Consider the following 17545-nt stretch of genomic DNA (forward strand, 5'->3'; position numbering starts at 1 on the left):
CGGGCCCGGAGGGGCCCTAGGCCGGCCCCTTGGGCTGGGACCGGGCCGCAGCCCCCGACGGGGCCGGCGCGCGAGGCCTGGCCGGGGTGGGGGCCGGGGACGGGGACGGTGCCGGTGCGGAGCATCCTGCCGGGACCGAGGCCGACGCCCTCCCCGGGGCCGGGGTCGGCGCCTCCCGCAGAGTCGGGGCCGGGGCCGGCGGCGAGCCCGGAGCCCTGGGCGGATCGGGGAACGGGGCCAGGCTCGACACCCGCACCGCGGGCGGAGCCCAGGGCATGACCGAGGCCGACGCCGTAGACGGGCCCGGGGACGGGGACAGGGAGCGGGAGATACCCCTTGTCGTACGGGAGTTCGTACGGGAGCTGCTACGGGAGGCCGAGGACGCCCTCCAGGCGCTGCCCGCCGACGGCGAGGCCCGGATCGAGGTACTGGCCGTCGCCGCCGACGCCGCGGCACGTTTCGACGCCGAGCTCGCGGGCCGGCTGCTGGCCGACGCCGAGAGCGCAGCCTGGACCGGTCCCGGCAGCGGCGGGGTCGACCGGGCCCGCGTGGCGCGGCTGCTGACGGGCCTGGCCAAGGGCACCGCCCCGCACGCCCCCGTGAGGGCGCGGAGGCTGCTGACCGACGCGCAGCAGGCCCTGTTCACGGTGTTCGGCTCGAACCGTACGGGCCCGCTCGGTGCGGTGGCGGAGGAGCTGGCCCGGGTCGCCCCCGAGCAGGCCGCCCAGATCGCCGAGAACCACTTCACGGGCACTCCGGCCGAGAACCGGATCCGCTCCCGCATCGACACGGCCGTCATGGCGGCCCGTCCGGGCGAGGCCGCGCACCGGTTGGCCCGCATCCAGGATCCGGGGCGGCGCGCCGCCGCCACCTACGACCTGGTGCTGGCCGTCGCCCCGCACGACCTGGACGCCGCCCTGCGCCTGAGCGAGTTGATCGGCTCCGGCGGCGGCCGGCTGCTGGCGCTGTGCCAAGTGGCGCACGACCGCGCCGAGGCGGGGGATCCGGCGGGCGGGGCCCGGGCACTGGCCCAGGCCGAGGAGGAGCTGCCCCGGTACCTGGAGGAGCGGGCGGCCTGGCTGCGCGAGGAGGCGGCACAGGAAGCCGAGAAGGGCCGACCCGTACGGGCGGAACTGCTGCGCACACAAGCGGCCGGCCTGCCGAGCCGCCACCTCGAGGAGGCCGGCGAGGCCGGCGACGAGAAGGCCCGCCACGCCCTGTCCTCGCTGGCCGGGGCCCGGACCCGGGTCGAGCGGGCGAACCGGCCTCCGCTGGACCCGGCGGTGGCGCTGGAACGCGCGGACCGGGCCCGCGGTCTGCCGGACCCGGCCGAACGGGCCCGTGTGCTGGCCCGTACCGCGCGGGAGTGCGTGGCGGCGCACCGGACGCCCTGGCTGGCGGAGGCCGCCGCCGACGCGGGGAGTGCCCCGACGCACCGCACGACGGCTCTGGACGGCCCGGACTCGGGGCCCGCCGTGGCCCCCGGGGCGCATGTCCGCCTCATCGGCGCGCAACCCACGGCGCGACCGTCGCCCCCGCGCGCGGCCCCCGGGACCCGCGCCTGGCACACGGGCGTGAAGCCGGACGCCCTGTACGCGGCCGGTACCCACGTGGTGTGGCGGTCGGGGACCGAGGTGGGCTACGTACAGGCCGACGCGGGGACGACGCGCTGGACGGCCCACGCCGACGAGGGCACGAACGCCGCACCACTGCCCGGATCCGGGCGGTTGTTGGTGTCCTGCCTGGCGGACGCCACCACGGTGTACGTCCAGGTACGGCGGGACCTCGAACCGGGGGCACGGCTGGTGGCGCGGGAGCCGCACGACGGGCGGGTGCGGTGGTGGCGGGACCTGCCGTCGTGGCGGCCGCTGCGGACCGCGGGGCCGGTGCTGGTGCACGGGGCGCCGGGGGACCTGACCGCGCTGTGGGCGCCGACGGGCGAGGTCCTGTGGCGGCGCGCCCTGCGTGACACCACCACCCGGTTGCCGGCCTCGGCGGGCAACCGTCTGGTCCTCGCGGACGACCGGGAGCTCCAGGGGCTGGACCTGTCCACCGGACGGCAGGTGTGGTCACAGCGGCGGAGCCGGCCCGCCGAGGGCGTGGTCAAGGGGCAGCCCGTCCACCTCCTGGACGGGACCTGGCTCGTCGCGCTGGACCGCGACTCGGGCCGGGAGATGTGGAGGTACGGGCTGGGCGCTCCGGCAGAGCGGCTGCTGATCGAGGGCGACACGGTGTTCGCGGCGGCGTACCGCCCGGAACAGGGCGTGGACCTGGTGGTCGCACTCGACGCGCGGACCGGGGCGCTGCGGTGGCTGAGGTCGCTGACCCGGCGCGGGGGCCCTGCGTGCGCGCTCGAACTGCTGGGCCTGCGACCGGGCGGGCTCTACGTGAAGGCCTCCGGCGGTGGCCGCCGCTGGAGGCTGATCGGGCCGGACGACCCGTTCATCGCCGTCCTGGACCCGGCAACGGGCAAGCGCCGCCGCCTGTGGGAGGACCTCACCCTCACCCTCACCCTCGACGACGTCCTCCTGGTCGCCGGCCACCTCGTCGTGTCCCGCCCCAGCCTCTCGGCCTGGGCCCTGCCCTGACCGGCCCCACGGGCCGCTCAGAGCAGGGACGGGCGGGGCAATCTCCGGGTGCGGCGTAGGCAATTCGCCCATAATCTCCCACATGTGACTCCGCCGAAGAGCAGGACGAAGAGACGCGCCCCCGCCGAGATACCCGTCCGGACCTGCCTCGCCCTCGCCGCCGCGCTGCTCACGCTCACCGGCTGGGCGGTGGCCGCCGCGCCGCACGCCCGCGCCGACGATCCCGTCACCCTGTCGCAGCAGGGGCAGATCACCGACCGGGTGAACGCCCTGGGCGACCGCAAGCCCGCCGTCACCGCCGCTCTGGACGAGTTGTACGCCCACCGGAAGATCCAGCTGTTCGTCACGTACGTCCGGGACTTCTCCGGCCGCTCCGCGCAGAGCTGGGCCGATGCCACCGCCCAGAAGAACGGCCTCGGCCAGAACGACCTGCTGCTGGCCGTCGCCACCGGCGCCCGCCAGTACGCCTATTCGGCCGACGCCGAGTCCGGTTTCACCAAGGAGCAGCTCGCGGAGGTCGCGCGGACCGCCGTCGAGCCCGCCCTGCGGCAGAACGACTGGGCGGGCGCCGCGATCGGCGCCGCGAACGGCTATGACGCGGTCCTGGGCGGGCGGCCCGTCCCGGAGCCCGTAGTCGTCCCCGGCGAGGCCGACCCGGGCGGCGGCGGGGCGAGCGCGGAGAGCGGCGCCGGGGACTTCGTCCTGCCGGTGGTCGCGGTCGGCGCGGCGGGCGCCCTGGGGGCGTACGCGTACACCCGCCGCAGGCGCAGGTCCGCCGGCGCTGGCGCCGGCGGACCCGGCGGCCCGAAGACCACGGGCTGGTCCGGCCAGGACACGGCGCCCGCCCCCACGCCGCTCCCCGACCTGGACGTCCGGGCCAAGGAGCTGCTGGTGGGGACCGATGACGCGATCCGCACGAGCACCGAGGAACTCGGCTTCGCCACCGCCGAGTTCGGCGAGGAGGCGGTGGCGGCGTTCACGGCGGCCGTGGACTTCGGCCGGAGCGAGCTGACGGCCGCCTTCCGGCTGCGCCAGCAGCTCGACGACGCCTACCCGGAGGACGATGCCACCCGCCGGCGGATGCTGGACGAGATCGTGGCCCGCTGCACGGAGGCGAACCGGCGGCTCGATGCCCAGTCGGACGACTTCGACCGGCTGCGGGACCTGGAGAGGAACGCCCCGCGGGCCCTGGCCGCCGTGGAGGCCCGCTTCGCCGCGCTGAAGGGCCGAACGGCGACGGCGGAGGCCACCCTCACGGCCCTCGGCCGGCAGTACGCGGACTCCGCGTCCGCGCCCGTGGCCACGCACCCCGAACAGGCCGAGGACCGGCTGCTGTTCGCGACGAGCAGTCTCGGCGAGGCCCGCGCCGCGATCGGCTCCGGGGACAACGGCAAGGCCGCCGTGCACGTCCGGGCGGCCGAGGGCGCCGTGGACCAGGCGGCGACCCTGGTCGACGCGGTGGAGCGGCGGGCACAGGAGCTGGCGGAGGCCGCCGGGAAACTGCCCGTCGCGCTCAACGAGACGGACACGGACCTCGCCGACGCGCGCGGGCTGCTGACCGGTACCCCCGAGGGCACCTCGACCGCCGACCTGCGCGGCCGGATCGGCCGCGCGGAAGCCGTACTGGCCGATGTGCGTCAGGAGCAGAGCGCCGGGCGGTACGACCCGATGGACGCCCTGCGCCGTGTGGAGGAGGCCGACGCGGCCCTCGACGAGGCGCTGGCGGGGGCCCGCGAGCGCGAGTCGGGCCGGCAGCGGGCGGCGGCCCTGCTCGACCAGGCCCTGCTGACGGCGCGCAGCGCGGTCGGCGCGGCGGCGGACTACGTCACCACCAGTCGGGGCGTGGTCGGCAGCCAGGCCCGTACGCGGCTGGCGGAGGCGCAGCGCCACCTGGAGCGGACCACGGCCCTCGCGGCCTCGGACCCGCCGGGCGCGCTGGCCGAGGCGCAGCGGGCGGAGTCCCTCGCGCGGCAGGCGCAGCAACTGGCCGAGCAGGACGTGGGGGCGTACCAGAACCCGTACGGCAGCGGCGGCGGCCGGCGTCAGGGCGGCGGCATGAGCGGCGCGGTGCTCGGCGGGATCATCCTCGGCGAGATCCTGGGCGGCGGCCGCCGCGGCGGAGGCGGTGGTGGTTTCGGCGGCGGGGGCGGCGGCGGGTTCGGCGGGGGCTTCGGCGGCGGGGGCGGGAGCGGCCCCGGCTCCTTCGGCGGCGGCGGGACCCGCGGCCGCATGGGCGGCGGCGGCCGCTTCTGACGTGACTCCCCCTCCCCCTTTTCCCTTCCCCAAGGAGACATCGACATGAGCAAGCAGACCATCCTCGGCCGGGTCACCCAGCTCGCCAAGGCCAACATCAACTCCCTGCTGGACCAGGCCGAGGACCCGCAGAAGATGCTGGACCAGCTGATCCGCGACTACACGAACAACATCTCGGAGGCGGAGCAGGCCGTCGCCACCACCATCGGCAACCTGCGGATGATGGAGGCGGACCACGCGGAGGACGTGGCCGCGGCCGCCGAGTGGGGCGGCAAGGCCCTCGCGGCGAGCAGGAAGGCCGACGAGCTGCGGGCGTCGGGTGCGGCCGCGGACGCCGACAGGTTCGACAACCTCGCCAAGGTGGCGCTCGGCCGCCAGTTGCGGTCGGAGAAGGAGGCGACGGCGGCCGAGCCGACGATCACCGCCCAGACCGCGGTCGTGGACAAGCTGAAGTCGGGCCTGGACTCGATGAAGGACAAACTGACCGAGCTGACGTCCAAGCGGGACGAGCTGGTGGCGCGCGCCAGGACCGCGCAGGCGCAGAACACGATGATGGACGCGGTCAAGGACATCGACGTGATGGACCCCACCAGCGATCTGAACCGCTTCGAGGACAAGGTCCGGCGCGAGGAGGCCATGGCGCTGGGCAAGCAGGAACTGGCCGCGTCCTCGCTGGACGCGCAGTTCGAGTCCCTGGAGGACCTCGGCAAGACCTCGGAGATCGAGGCCCGCCTCGCCGCGATGAAGGCCGGCCGGGCGGCCTGAGCCCGAGCCGACGGCCCGAGCGACGGCCCGGGCCCGCGGCGGGGGACCGCGGCCGGGCGCCCCGCCCCCCGGGCCCGCGCCCGGTTACCCGTACATGCTCAGCAGCTGCTCGGCCGAGAGCTCCGTCACCGACTCCGCCACCGCGCCCGGGAGCGGGAGCTCGAACCAGACCGTCTTGCCCCGGTGGGTGCGCCGGGTGCCCCAGCCCGCCGAGAGCAGGCCGACGAGCTGGAGGCCTCGGCCCCCCTCGTCGGTGTCGCGCGCGCGCCGCCTCCGCGGCTGGACCAGGTTCGCGTCCCAGACCTCGCAGACGAGGGTCCGGTCCAGCAGCAGCCGCAGCCGGATCTCGCCCTCGCCGTAGCGCAGGGCGTTGGTCACGAGCTCGCTGACCAGCAGCTCCGTCGTGTCCAGCAGCCCTTCCAGCCCCCAGGCCGGCAGTTTGGCCCGCGCCAGTTCCCGCGCCCGGCCCACCGACCGGGCCTCGCGCGGCAGCTGCCAGTCGCCGACGGCGTCCACCGGCAGGCCCTGGACCCGGGCCATCAGCAGTGCGATGTCGTCCTCCCCGTGCCGGGTGTCGAGCGAGTTGAGGACCCGGTCGCAGACCTCCTCCAGCGGGCGCGAGGGGTCGGCCAGCGCGTCGCGCAGGCCCGTGAGGCCCTCTTCCAGCGGGTGGTCCCGCGATTCGACCAGGCCGTCGGTGTACAGCGCGAGCAGGGCGCCCTCCGGGAGTTCGACCTCGACCTCCTCGAACGGCTCGCCGCCCACGCCCAGCGGCAGCCCCGTCGGGATCTCCAGGAGCAGTCCGGGCCGGGCCGGGGAGCCCTCCTCCTTCGGTTCCACCAGCACCGGCGGCATGTGGCCCGCGTTCGCGATCGTGCAGCGCCGGGTCACCGGGTCGTACACGGCGTACACGCACGTGGCGAGGTACACCTCCGAGCGGTCCGCGTCCCGCGAGTGCAGCGCGGCGCGCGAGGCCTGCTGGGAGCCGCCGGGGGCGCCGAGCCCCCGTGCGATCTCGTCCAGCGCGGTCAGCACCTCGGCCGGTTCCAGGTCGAGCAGCGCCAGCGTCCTTACGGCCGTGCGCAGTTCGCCCATGGCCACGGCGGCCCGCAGGCCGCGGCCCATGACGTCTCCGACGACCAGCGCGGTGCGGTGCCCCGGCAGCTCGATGACGTCGAACCAGTCGCCGCCGACCTCGGTCGCCGCGTTGCCCGGCAGGTAGCGGCAGGCGATGTCGAGCCCGGCCGCCTCCGGGTCGCCGGGCGGCAGCAGGCTGCGTTGCAGGATCAGCGCGCGCTCGTGTTCGCGGCGGTAGAGCCGCGCGTTGTCGATGCACACGGCGGCCCGGGCGGCGAGCTCCACCGCGACCGCCCGGTCCCGTTCGCCGAAGGGCTCGCTGCCCTTCGTACGGGAGAACTGCGCGAGTCCGACGACCGTGTCGTGCGCGACGAGCGGGACGACGAGGGTGGACTGGACGAGGTCGGCGGACTGCGGTCCGCCGCCGTCCAGGAGCCGTGGCCGCGCCGTGCGCAGCGCGACGGCGCCCGGCGACCCGGCCGGGTACCGGTGGATCTCCCCTACGGAGACCAGCGCGCCCGTGCCCGACAGCGGCGCGTCCGAGACCGCGGAGGCGAAGGCCACCCGCCGCAGCGGCGCCGAGGGCGCCCGGCCCGGGCCCTGGCCGGGCAGGCTGGGCACGCCCGGTCCCTGGGGCCGGGCGGGGCGGTCGTCGTCGCCGAGCAGGAGCCCCTGGTAGAGGTCGACGGCGGCCAGGTCGCAGAAGCCGGGGACGGTGACGTCGAGGAGTTCGCGGGCGGTGGTCTCCAGGTCGAGCGAGTTGCCGATGCGGTGTCCGGCCTCGTTCAGCAGGGCCAGGTTGCGCCGGACCCCGGCGGCCTCGCGGGCGGCGAGGTGGCGACGGGTGACGTCGATTCCGATGCCGGCGATGCCGACGGGGTGTCCGGAGCCGCCGTGGACCCGGTAGAGGTTGATGGACCAGTGCCGGTTCTCCCGGCTGCCGGGGGCGGCTCCGGTGATCTGGAGGTCGTTGACCGCGTCACCGGTCTCCAGGACCCTGCGCAGGGCCTCGGCCATCCGGTCGGCCTCGTGCGCGGGCAGGTAGTCGTGGACGGTGCGGCCCCGGTGTTCCTCGGCGGCGCCGCCGAAGACGGTCGCGAAACGGCGGTTGGCGCGCTGCACGGTGAGGTCCGTACCGAAGAGCAGGAAACCGAAGGGGGATTGGCCGAAAATCGCCTGGGAGGCCGCCAGATCGGATTCGATCCGCCGCAACGCACGCACGTCGACCACCACACAGAGCGCGGCGCGCTCGGCGGACTCGGTCCGGGTGGGCATCACATAGATCTCAGCCACCCCGTGCGCACCGTCTCCGCCCGGGATCCGGAAGGGGATCAGGCCCGTCCATTCCTTGCCGTCGAGGATCTCGGCCACTCTGCGGTGCCCGGCGGAACGCAGCTCGGCCGGCATGAAGGCGTCGACCGGGTCGCGTCCGACGGCCTGCGCCGGGGTCAGCCCGAAGAGTTCCTCGGCGCGCAGACTCCATTGGTCGATGAGGCCGTCGGGCCCGATCGAGAAGGAAGCGACCTTTATGTAGTCATATATCGAGCCAGGCGGGCTGTTGTGCCACAAGGCGTCGTGCCAGGTGTCCCTGCGCACGGGTTCCACGGGCACACGGGCCTGATGTGCCTGTACAGGTATCTCGCTCACGCGACCGTCCCCTCCAGCTCACCGCAACCGGACCGGCCATGACCGAAGTATTCAGCACCGCGGTGCCTTACGGCACGGCCTTCGCGATCACAAAAGGATCCCGTTGTTTTCCAGCCATGCCGTGCGCTCTCCGCGGACTCCGTCCGGGGGTGTCCCCTGGCCGCCCTTCCCCTTGTTACTCACCAGGAAGAGCCAACTCGAACCACACCGTCTTGCCCGACTTCCCGTGCCGGGTCCCCCAGCGCCGCGCCGAGACCGCCACCAGGTGGAGCCCCCGGCCCCCTTCGTCGTCGCTGTGGGCGTCGCGCGCGCGGGGCGGATCCGGAAGAGGATCCGAAACCTCCACGAGGAGCGCCGGACGCGAGGGCGCGTCGGGGGCGGCCGGATCACGCCGTACCAGCCGGACTCCGATGGGTCCGGAGGCGTACCGCAGGGAGTTGGTGACCAGCTCGCTGACCAGCAGGACGGTGACGTCGCCGACGGCCTCGAGACCCCAGTCGCGAAGGGTGCCGCGGACCGCGTGACGGGCGGTGCGCACGGCACCCGGTTCGGCCGGGAAGGCCCATTCGGCGCATTCACCGTCTGTGTCGATCACGCCGATCACTTCCCGGGCCGGGTGGCGGCCCCGGTCCGGTTCGACGGGAACGGAACCACGGGGCGTAAGTACAGATACGGATTAATAGCGACATACCCGATATTCAGGGCGTCGTACCACTCGGTCCCTCACGAACCGGCGCACGGTGGCGCAGACGGCCTAGCGCCCGAGCGTCACGCGCCCCCGTGAACGCGGGCTGCGGACTCCAGCCGCCGGCCGGCCTCGGCGACCGCCGGGCGGTCCTGGTCGAGCCAGTCCACCGAGTCGAGCTCCTGGGGACCGAGCCAGCGCAGCTCGTCGTGGTCCTCCAGCGGAGCGGGGTCGCCGGAGAGCAGCCGGGCGATCCACACGTGCAGGACCAGGCCCGGTTTCAGCGGCCACTCCCCCGGGATCCGCTCGAGCGCCTCGGTCTCGACACCGAGTTCCTCGCGCAGTTCGCGCACCAGCGCCTCGGGCACCGATTCGCCCGGCTCGGTCTTGCCGCCCGGCAGCTCCCAGCGACCGGCGAGCTCCGGGGGTGCGCTGCGGCGGGCCGCCAGCAGGCGCCCGTCATGACAGAGGGCTCCGCCCACGACCACGCGTACAGTCATGGGCGGAGCCTATGGCAGCGGCGATGACGCTGCGACGATCACGTGGTCCTGGACGCTCAGTTCATCGTGGCGGTCTGGCTGGTGGTGCTGCCCTGGACGAGCCGCTCGATCCAGTAGAGCTGCTTGTGCCCTGTGTCTTCGAGGCTGTCGGCGACCTTCTGGGCTTCTGCCCGGGTGGCGTAGCGGCCCACCCGGTAGCGGTTGCCGTTGTCGTCCTCACGTATGACCAGCCACGGGAGCAGGGCACCGCTGTCGTTCATCGCGTTTCACCCTCCGCCGACGTACCTGCCCGGGAAACCGCATTGCGCATATGCCTGAGCCTACGCCCGACCTTCACGCAGCGGATATGGTTTTTCACGAAGAGATACCTCACAGGCGTACGCATCCGGCCATGCGTACGAGTGCGCCGTGCGCGCCGGTTCAGACCCGGCGCACGGTCGTCGCCGGGTCGGTCACCGATACGTCCGGGGTCTGCCCACGGCAGACATCCCCGCAGGTCGCGTCGAGAGGACAACGGAGCGAGCGGATCGCGCCGCACCGAACGGGGCGGCCGGCGAGGCCGGGCCGCCCGGGTGCGGGTCTCGCGGACGGAGCGGATGCGGGTCGTCGTGACGTCCGGCCGCCTCCGCGTGCGGGACGTCGGCGGTGTCCGGCCTGGCCAGGCAGCGCTTCACCTTCGTCGCCCACGCGGCCAACGGGCGGGGGCCGAGCCGGAGTCCCGGCCGCGGCGAAGGCCGCGACCGCTTCGGCGTATGTCCCGAAAAGGGCGGTGTCGGGCACCGAGCGGGAAGTCGGTGAGGGCGCGGCGGGGTCCCGCCGTCGCCCGGGCATCACGCCGCCGGGCGCCGCCTCACCGCCGGGTCGGGCCACTCCCCGCCCCGTCGCCCGCCCCGCATCCCCGTCGTCCGCCCCCGTCGTCCGCTCAGCGGACCGGCAGGTGGTAGGCGAGGCGGTAGCGGTCGGCCGGGACCACGACGTCCGCCGTCTCCACGGGACGCCCGGACGCGAAGTACGTGCGCCCGATCACCAGCACCACGTGGCCGGGGACCCCGCCGAGCAGCAGGCTCTCCTCCGCCAGACCCGGCCGTGCGCCGACCTCCTCCACCACGTTGTCCACGACCACGTCGATCGCCGCCATCCGGTCGACGACTCCCGCGCCGCCGAGCGGGCCCTCCTCGGGCAGCATCACCGGCGTCCGGCCCGTCACGGTCAGCGGTTCCCAGGAGGTGGACAGCATCATCGCCTCCCCCGCGTCGCGGAAGACGTACCGCGTCCGCATCACCCGCGCGCCGGGTTCGATGCCGAGCCGCTCGGCGATGTCCGGCGGGGCCTCGGTCTGCTCGCTGCCGGAGTCCCAGGTGCCGCGCGCGCCCGCCTCCGCCTGTTCCTGGCGGAAGGGGGTCGAGGCGCCGCCCGTGCGGTAGCCGGTGCGGGCGACCCGCCGGGGGACGGGCTGCTCCCGCACGTACGTACCAGAGCCGGACCTGCCTTCGACCAGGCCCTCCGCCATGAGGACCTTGCGCGCCTCCAGCGCCACGGTGTCGGAGACCCCGTACTCCTCGCGGATCCGGGCCTGGGAAGGGAGCCTGGCGTGCGGAGGCAGGGACCCATCGACGATCTTCCGTCGCAGATCCCCGGCGACGCGCAGATAGGCCGGCTGCTCGCCGAAAGTCACTGGCCACTCCCATCAGGTTGACAGACAGCTACAGCCTGGCAACCGACGGTTGTACACCGCAAGCAAGGGCCAGAGTTTCACCCGAAGTGATGAAGCCTGGTCACTCAAACCCACACGTCACACCAGCACCGCGCGGACACCGCGCCGACACCTCCGCACGTCACAGCACGCGGGTCGGCCCCTGTGCGGGCCCGCGGCCGGGCCCGCACACCGGCCCGCTCACAGCCGGACCGATTCCACGCTCGGGCCGTCCCGCTCCGCCTCCCCCAGCCATGGCGGAACGGTCGTCGACAGTCCGTACGCCCCGCGCAGTGCCTTCTCCGCCGCCACGGGCAGCTCGGCGAGCGCCCGGCTCCAGGCCTCGGAGAACGCGTCCGGGTCCGACGCGCGCGCCGCCTTCTGCCACTGGCGCCGCGCGGCCTCGACCCGCTCCTTCTGCACGCCCGCCGGCCCGGCCAGCTCCGGCCGGCCCTTCGCCCCGTCGAGCATCCGCGACTCGGCGGCCAGCGCCTCGTCCACGCGGCGCGCCCACGCCAGGTACTCCACCAGCGCGTCCTCGACGTCCTCCTCGGGCGAGCCGCCCAGCGCCTGGTCGGCCTCGTTCATCGCGTGCAGGAAGGTCACCTGCTCCGGCTTCAGCATCCCGGCGTCGTTGCGCAGGCTTCCCGTGTGCTCCTGCTCCGCCGTGCCGATCACGCACACCACGCGGCGGTCGCCGTCGCCCCACGACTCGGGCGAGGGGGCGAAGTAGAACATCTCCGCGTACGGCGGAAGCGCCCACGTGTCCATCGCGTACGCGTCCTGTGCGCGCCAGCAGTCCTCGTTCGCCGACCGCTTGAGCTCCTCGACACCCGGGAACCGGGGTCCGCTCAGCGTGGTCGAGGCCGTGATCTCCGCGTCGTGGACCCGCGTACAGGCGATCCGGTACACGAAGGGGTCCTCCTCCAGCAGGTCACCGCCGGGGACGTTGAAGCACTCGCCCGCACGCAGTTCGTCGATGTCGGTCAGCTCGCCCTCGACGTCCTCGTACGGCTCCAGCGCGCCCAGCGCGCGGGCCCGGTCGAAGAGCGTGTGGGCGACCCGTGGCACGGCGAACACCATGACCGCGGTCATCACCAGCGAGACGGCCAGGCCGCAGGCGGCGAGGCCCCGGCCCCGCTCGCCCCTCTTCGCCGTCTGCACCAGGGCCACGATCGCGAGGACGACCCCCAGGGGCGGGAAGCAGAGCAGCCCGACCAGCAGCGAGGCGAGCGCGAAGCCGTTGAGCGCGGGCGGCGCATACGGGTGCCCGTACGGGGGCGGGGCCGGCGGCGGGACGGGCCAGAGGGGCGGCGGCGGGTTGGTCACGGGTCGAAGTGCTCCATCAGGGCGTGGCGGTGGCGGCGACGGAAGCGTTCGCTCACCCGTGCGCGCGCACGAATGCGCGAATAGTACGCAGTTGGGGCGCTCGCCGGAACGGTCGCCCCCGCCGTTCGGCCCCTCGACCGCGAAGGCCCGTTTCCGCACGGCCGACGGGGGCGCCGCTCACGAAGGGCGACCCACGGATTCGCCTCCCCGCACCAGAACGGCGAACGCGTACGATCCGTGCCGTACGACAGCCATCGACGAGCAAAGGCGGCCGGCACGTGACGCACGCACTCCCCGGCTACGTCTGCGCCGAGGACGGGGCGCGCGCCGACGTCCGGACCGCGCCGTGGTGCTGCCCCCTCTGCGGCGGCCCGTGGGACCTCGACTTCACTCCCGATCCGGCCGCTCCGCTGGAACCCCACGCGGGACCGGCTTCGCTGTGGCGGTACGGGTCCGCGCTGCCGCTGCCGGGGGCGTACGCCGTGACGCTGGCCGAGGGGAACACCCCGCTGGTGCCGCTGGCCGAACGGGTCCACGCCAAACTCGACTTCCTCATGCCCACGTTGTCGTTCAAGGACCGGGGCGCGGTGATGCTCGCGGAGCTGGCGCGCCGGCTCGGTCCGAAGCGGGTGGTGGCGGACAGCAGCGGCAACGCGGGCACGGCGTTCGCGGCGTACTGCGCGCGGGCGGGGCTGAGTTGCGAGGTGTTCGTGCCGGAGGGCACCTCGGGGAAGAAGACCGAGCAGATGCGCGCGCACGGCGCGGCGGTACGGGTGGTCCCGGGCGGGCGCGGGGCGGCGGCCGCGGCCGCCCGCGCCGAGGCCGACCTCCCCGGGGTCTTCTACGCCAGCCACGTGTTCAACCCGTACTTCCTGCACGGCACGAAGACCTACGTGTACGAGGTGTGGGAGGCGCTCGGCGGACACCTCCCCGAGGTGCTCGTGGTCCCGGTCGGCAACGGCACCCTGCTGCTCGGGGCCGCGCTGGCGGTGGAGGAGCTGGCCCGCCGCGGAGTCCGCCCGCCGGTGCTCGTCGCCGTGCAGTCGGCGGCGGTGGCCCCGCTTGCCACGGCCTTCCACGCGGGCGCCGAGGACGCCGAGGCCGTGCCCGAACTCCCCACGTCGGCGGAGGGCATCGCCATCCCGGCCCCGCCGCGGGCCCGCCAGATCCTCGCGGCCGTCCGGAGGTCCGGCGGCACCTTCCTGACCGTCACCGAGGACCGCATCCGCGCGGCCCAGCTCGACCTGGCCCGGCGCGGCCTCTTCGTGGAACCCACGGCCGCGGCCTGCTGGGCCGCGGTGGGCCCGGCCGCCCCCGGCAACCCCCTCCAGGACCGCAGCGCGGTGGTGCCGCTGTGCGGCGCGGGCGCCAAGTCCCCACTGGCCGCGCCGACGGCCTGAGCGGCGGCGCGCCGCAGCCTCTCTGCGGTGCTCGGCGGTGCTCGGCGGGCACGGGGCCCGCGCCCGCGCCGAGGGCCCGCGGCGGGCATGCGGCACGACCGCGGCGACGGCTCGCCGCGACCGCCTCGCAGCCGCGCCCCACAGCGGCGGCGCCCCGGGTCCCCGCGCCTCGCGCCGCCGGCCCGTCGCGGCGGCCGTCGGCCCATGCCTCGAGACGCCGGATGGGTGCAACGGCCAACGACATAGGCTTCCGGTCATGCCCACCTCAACGGCCCGCGTCTGGACCGCCCTCGGCCTCGTCTACGTCGTCTGGGGCTCGACCTACCTCGGCATCCGGATCGTCGTCGACACCATGCCTCCGTTCCTCTCCGCGGGCGCCCGCTTCCTCACCGCCGGGGCACTCCTCGCCGCGATCGTCGCCTGGCGCGACGGCCCCGCCGCGCTCAAGGCCACCGGCGCGCAGGTGCGTTCCGCCGTTCTGGTCGGCCTGCTCCTGATCCTCGGCGGAAACGGCCTGGTCGTCCTCGCCGAGACCTCGGTCCCCTCCGGCCTCGCCGCCCTCCTGGTCGCCGCCGTGCCCATGTGGCTGGTCTGCCTGCGGGCCGGCACCGGGGACCGGCCGTCGACGCGCACCCTGGCCGGGGTGCTGCTCGGCCTCGGCGGACTGGCCGTCCTGTGCAGCCCGGGGATCGGCGGCGAGATCGGGCTCGGCGGGGTGCTCCTGGTCCTCGCGGCCTCGGTCCTCTGGTCGCTCGGCTCGTTCTCGGCGTCGAAGCTCACCCTGCCCGCCAACCCCTTCACCGGCAGCGCCTACCAGATGCTCGCGGGCGGGGCGGGCGGGATCGCCGTCGGCCTGGGCCGCGGCGAGCAGCACGGCCTGGACCCCGGCTCGTACTCGACCGGGTCCTGGCTGGCCCTCGGCTACCTCGTGCTCTTCGGCTCGCTCGTCGGGTTCACCTCGTACGTGTGGCTCCTGCGGGCGGCTCCGCTCTCGCTGGTGGCCACGTACGCCTACGTGAATCCGGTCGTGGCCGTCGCCCTCGGCTGGCTGATCCTCGACGAGTCCCTGACCTGGCCGATCGTGCTCGGCGGCGCGATCGTCGTGGCCGCCGTGAGCGTGATCGTGAGCACGGAGCGGCGTACCTGAGCGACCGGCCCCTCGAACCCTGCCCGGTCCGACCCCCTGCCCGGCCCGACCCCCTGCCCGGCCCGACCCCCTGCCCGGTCCGACGCCCTGCCCGGCCCGACGCCCTGACGGCCGGCCGTGCGGCGGCGGTTCCCGGCGGGCTCGCGTCAGCCCTTCGCCGCCCGCTCGTAGAGCGCCTTCGCGCGGCCGTCGAACAGCGCCGCCGTCGAGTCGACGTCCGTGTTCCCGCCGCTCAGCACCCCGATCAGCTGCCCGGGCCGCCCCGGGCCTCCCCGGTCGGCGATCCACGGGCTGCCGCTGGTCCCGGTCCAGAATCCGGAGCAGTTGATGTACAGCATGGCGGCGTCGTCCTCGTCGTGGCGGCTCTGCGTCGTACAGGCGACGGGCTTGTTCTGCGGGTTGTGCTGCGATTGCGGATACCCGATCACGGTCACCTCCCGGTCGTAGCCGGAGGTCCAGGCGGGCTTCGGGGTCTCGTCGCGCCCGACGACCTCCTGCAGGCTGCGCCCGTCCTCGTCCGGGTCGACCGTGAGGAAGGCGAAGTCGGCGGTGTCCTCGCCCCACTTCGTCCAGCGCTCGTCGACCTGGACGGAGCGCACCTTCCACACGCCGAGGGGCTGCTTGCCCGAGCCCTCGCCGGAGAAGGCGGGGGCGAAGGCCAGCTCGCCGATGGCCAGCCCGTCGTGCGCGACCTCGCCCGGCCGCCCGCCCTCGCCGGCGGGGGCCACGCAGTGCGCGGCGGTGGCCACCACGTTGCCCCGCGGACTGTCGACGACGCTGGCCGTGCACCAGTGCTCCCCGTTGGCCACGAGCACCCCGACGGTGGGGAACGGGAGCGCGTGCCGGTCCTCGTAGCCGCCGGAGGTCTTGACGAGGACCACCGCGAGCACCGCGGCGACCCCGGCCGCCGCGGCGGAGGCGACTGACTTGACCCCCGGGCTCATTGCCCCGCGGCGTCTTCCGCGTTGCCGTCCCGGTCCGCCTCCTGCGTCGGATCCGGCGCCGGGTCCGGCGGCGGGACGGCAGCCGCCCCGGGCGTCGGGCGGGAGGCCGGGCGGGGCGCCGAGGCGGGCTTCGAGCCCTGGGCCGACACGGGCGCCGAACCGGGCGTCGAGGGCGGCGTCGAACCGGGCGTCGAGGGCGGCGTCGGACGGGGCGCCGGCGTGGGCGCCGACATCACCTTGCTGATCCACTCCAAGGAGCCCTCCCTCATGCCGCGCACGTACGACTTTCCGTTGTGCTCACCATCCTGGATCACCTGGAGCCGGGTGTGCACGGGGCCCTTCCCGTACTCCCGCATGAACGCTTCGGCCTTCTCCCGGCCGCTCTCCTTGGTGCCGATCTGGAAGCTCAGGTAGACGTCCGGGCCGCGCGCCGCGATCAGCCGCGCGGCCAGCTTCCCGGGGTTGTTCTCGTCCATGGCCTGCGTGTTCCCGTTCCACAGCGGGGAGTCGGGGACGAAGTCCGCGCCGCTCGCGATGGCCGCCTTGAAGCGGTCGGGGTACTTCAGGACGTGCTTGAGGGCTCCGAAGCCGCCCGAGGAAGAGCCCATGTAGGCCCACCCGTCGCGCGAGGTGAAGGTGCGGAAATTGGCCTTCGTGAAATCCGGGACGTCATCGGCCATCCAGGTGCCCATCTTGGGCTGGCCGGGGATGTCCGAGCCGTCGTAGTGGTGCTTGGTGTCGGCGTTGATCACCGGCATGACGAGGATGAAGGGCAGGCTCGTACCGGCCTTCGCCCCGTCGCTCACCGCCTGCTGGAGGCCGAGTCCGGGACCGGTGCCCCAGTAGTTCTTGGGGTACCCGCGGCCGCCCGGGAGCGAGATCAGGACCGGGAAGGCGCTCTCGGCGTAGGCCGGGTCGTCGTACTCCTTCGGCACCCACACCCAGACGTCGCCGGTGAATCCGGACTTCTTCCCGGTCAGGGTCGTCTGGGCGATCTGCGTACCGTCCGGCAGCCGGGAGGTGCGGACGAAGTCGGCCTTCGGCCCGGTCGGCATGCTCACGCCGGGCCGCACGGAGGCGGAGGCGGTGGTGGAGGCCGTCGCGTGGGCCTTTCCGAAGGAGACGGGATCGCCTATGTCCGAGAAGAGCCCGTACTGGTAGGCGGCCGCCCCGCCGACGAGAAGGGTGAGGCCGAGCCCCCCGCTGATCAGGATCCGCCGCTTGCGGCGGTCGGGGCGGCGCTCCCCGGTCGTGGCGCCGCCGTCGCCCTGCTGGTCTTGGTGCACGGATCTTTCCCGTTCCCTCTCCGGCGCCCCCGCAGGAACGCGGCCCGGACCCATTGGTCCCCCTTCACATCCATAACAGAGGTATGAACGACCGGATGGGTTGCCCGGGACGGGTGGACGTGGCGAGGGCCACGTCCGGTGCGCACGCCCGGCAGGTCCGGCAGCCTCCCCCGCCGCCCGGTCCCCCGGCCGGGTGCGTCCGATCGCGGGGCCACCACCGACGTACGGGCG

General features: G+C 74.6%; 13 protein-coding genes. 5 read left to right on the top strand and 8 right to left on the bottom strand.

What is annotated here, in order from left to right; all coding sequences use genetic code 11:
* Positions 1-29: 29 nt before the first annotated feature.
* From ABZY44_RS24735 to ABZY44_RS24745, 3 genes are all read left to right on the top strand, one after another.
* Positions 30-2588: a PQQ-binding-like beta-propeller repeat protein gene (locus ABZY44_RS24735; RefSeq protein WP_356657365.1), complete on the top strand. Its 2559-nt coding sequence runs from the start codon at positions 30-32 to the stop codon at positions 2586-2588.
* A gap of 189 nt (positions 2589-2777) precedes the next feature.
* Positions 2778-4841 carry a TPM domain-containing protein gene (locus ABZY44_RS24740; protein WP_356657438.1) on the top strand — a complete coding sequence of 688 codons (2064 nt, stop codon included), beginning with the start codon at positions 2778-2780 and terminating at the stop codon, positions 4839-4841.
* A 45-nt stretch (positions 4842-4886) separates the two neighbouring features.
* Positions 4887-5606, top strand: coding sequence for a PspA/IM30 family protein (locus ABZY44_RS24745; protein WP_356657367.1), 720 nt, complete (start codon positions 4887-4889; stop codon positions 5604-5606).
* Positions 5607-5690: 84 nt separating this feature from the next.
* Here ABZY44_RS24745 and ABZY44_RS24750 read toward each other — a convergent pair whose 3' ends face one another.
* The 6 genes from ABZY44_RS24750 to ABZY44_RS24775 all read right to left on the bottom strand — a co-directional run bounded on the left by ABZY44_RS24750 (position 5691) and on the right by ABZY44_RS24775 (position 12537).
* Entirely contained in the window at positions 5691-8252 is a 2562-nt protein-coding gene (locus tag ABZY44_RS24750) for a SpoIIE family protein phosphatase (protein WP_356657440.1), read from the bottom strand.
* A gap of 253 nt (positions 8253-8505) precedes the next feature.
* A complete protein-coding gene (locus ABZY44_RS24755; protein WP_356657369.1) occupies positions 8506-8934 on the bottom strand; it encodes an ATP-binding protein in 429 nt (142 codons plus the stop codon).
* Positions 8935-9098: 164 nt separating this feature from the next.
* On the bottom strand, positions 9099-9515 hold the full coding sequence (locus tag ABZY44_RS24760; protein ID WP_356657371.1) for a (deoxy)nucleoside triphosphate pyrophosphohydrolase: 417 nt from the start codon (positions 9513-9515) through the stop codon (positions 9099-9101).
* 56 nt (positions 9516-9571) lie between these two features.
* Entirely contained in the window at positions 9572-9775 is a 204-nt protein-coding gene (locus ABZY44_RS24765; protein WP_356657373.1) for an SPOR domain-containing protein, read from the bottom strand.
* A 662-nt stretch (positions 9776-10437) separates the two neighbouring features.
* Positions 10438-11190 carry a GntR family transcriptional regulator gene (locus tag ABZY44_RS24770; protein WP_356657375.1) on the bottom strand — a complete coding sequence of 251 codons (753 nt, stop codon included), beginning with the start codon at positions 11188-11190 and terminating at the stop codon, positions 10438-10440.
* A 219-nt stretch (positions 11191-11409) separates the two neighbouring features.
* Positions 11410-12537: a DUF4190 domain-containing protein gene (locus ABZY44_RS24775; RefSeq protein WP_356657377.1), complete on the bottom strand. Its 1128-nt coding sequence runs from the start codon at positions 12535-12537 to the stop codon at positions 11410-11412.
* A 278-nt stretch (positions 12538-12815) separates the two neighbouring features.
* Between ABZY44_RS24775 and ABZY44_RS24780 the strand changes: the two genes are divergently transcribed.
* Complete coding sequence (locus ABZY44_RS24780; protein WP_356657379.1) at positions 12816-13937, top strand: threonine synthase; 1122 nt, start codon at positions 12816-12818, stop codon at positions 13935-13937.
* A gap of 256 nt (positions 13938-14193) precedes the next feature.
* Positions 14194-15084 carry an EamA family transporter gene (locus ABZY44_RS24785; RefSeq protein WP_356657381.1) on the top strand — a complete coding sequence of 297 codons (891 nt, stop codon included), beginning with the start codon at positions 14194-14196 and terminating at the stop codon, positions 15082-15084.
* Positions 15085-15230: 146 nt separating this feature from the next.
* Here the strand turns inward: ABZY44_RS24785 and ABZY44_RS24790 are convergent, their stop codons facing one another.
* Together ABZY44_RS24790 and ABZY44_RS24795 are read right to left on the bottom strand one after the other, a co-directional pair.
* A complete protein-coding gene (locus ABZY44_RS24790) occupies positions 15231-16028 on the bottom strand; it encodes a trypsin-like peptidase domain-containing protein (protein WP_356657383.1) in 798 nt (265 codons plus the stop codon).
* Positions 16025-17314 carry an alpha/beta hydrolase-fold protein gene (locus ABZY44_RS24795; RefSeq protein ID WP_356657385.1) on the bottom strand — a complete coding sequence of 430 codons (1290 nt, stop codon included), beginning with the start codon at positions 17312-17314 and terminating at the stop codon, positions 16025-16027. Before ABZY44_RS24795 ends, ABZY44_RS24790 begins: the two co-directional genes overlap by 4 nt.
* Positions 17315-17545 lie beyond the last annotated feature (231 nt).

This window comes from Streptomyces sp. NPDC006544 (genome assembly GCF_040611715.1).
Taxonomy (GTDB): Bacteria; Actinomycetota; Actinomycetes; order Streptomycetales; family Streptomycetaceae; genus Streptomyces.

What these genes read in the sequence shown, in the direction of transcription:
- ABZY44_RS24745 (WP_356657367.1), top strand. Translation starts at nt 4,887, where the DNA reads ATGAGCAAGCAGACCATCCTCGGCCGGGTCACCCAGCTCGCCAAGGCC.
- ABZY44_RS24760 (WP_356657371.1), bottom strand. Translation starts at nt 9,515, where the DNA reads ATGACTGTACGCGTGGTCGTGGGCGGAGCCCTCTGTCATGACGGGCGC.
- ABZY44_RS24765 (WP_356657373.1), bottom strand. Translation starts at nt 9,775, where the DNA reads ATGAACGACAGCGGTGCCCTGCTCCCGTGGCTGGTCATACGTGAGGAC.
- ABZY44_RS24785 (WP_356657381.1), top strand. Translation starts at nt 14,194, where the DNA reads ATGCCCACCTCAACGGCCCGCGTCTGGACCGCCCTCGGCCTCGTCTAC.
- ABZY44_RS24790 (WP_356657383.1), bottom strand. Translation starts at nt 16,028, where the DNA reads ATGAGCCCGGGGGTCAAGTCAGTCGCCTCCGCCGCGGCGGCCGGGGTC.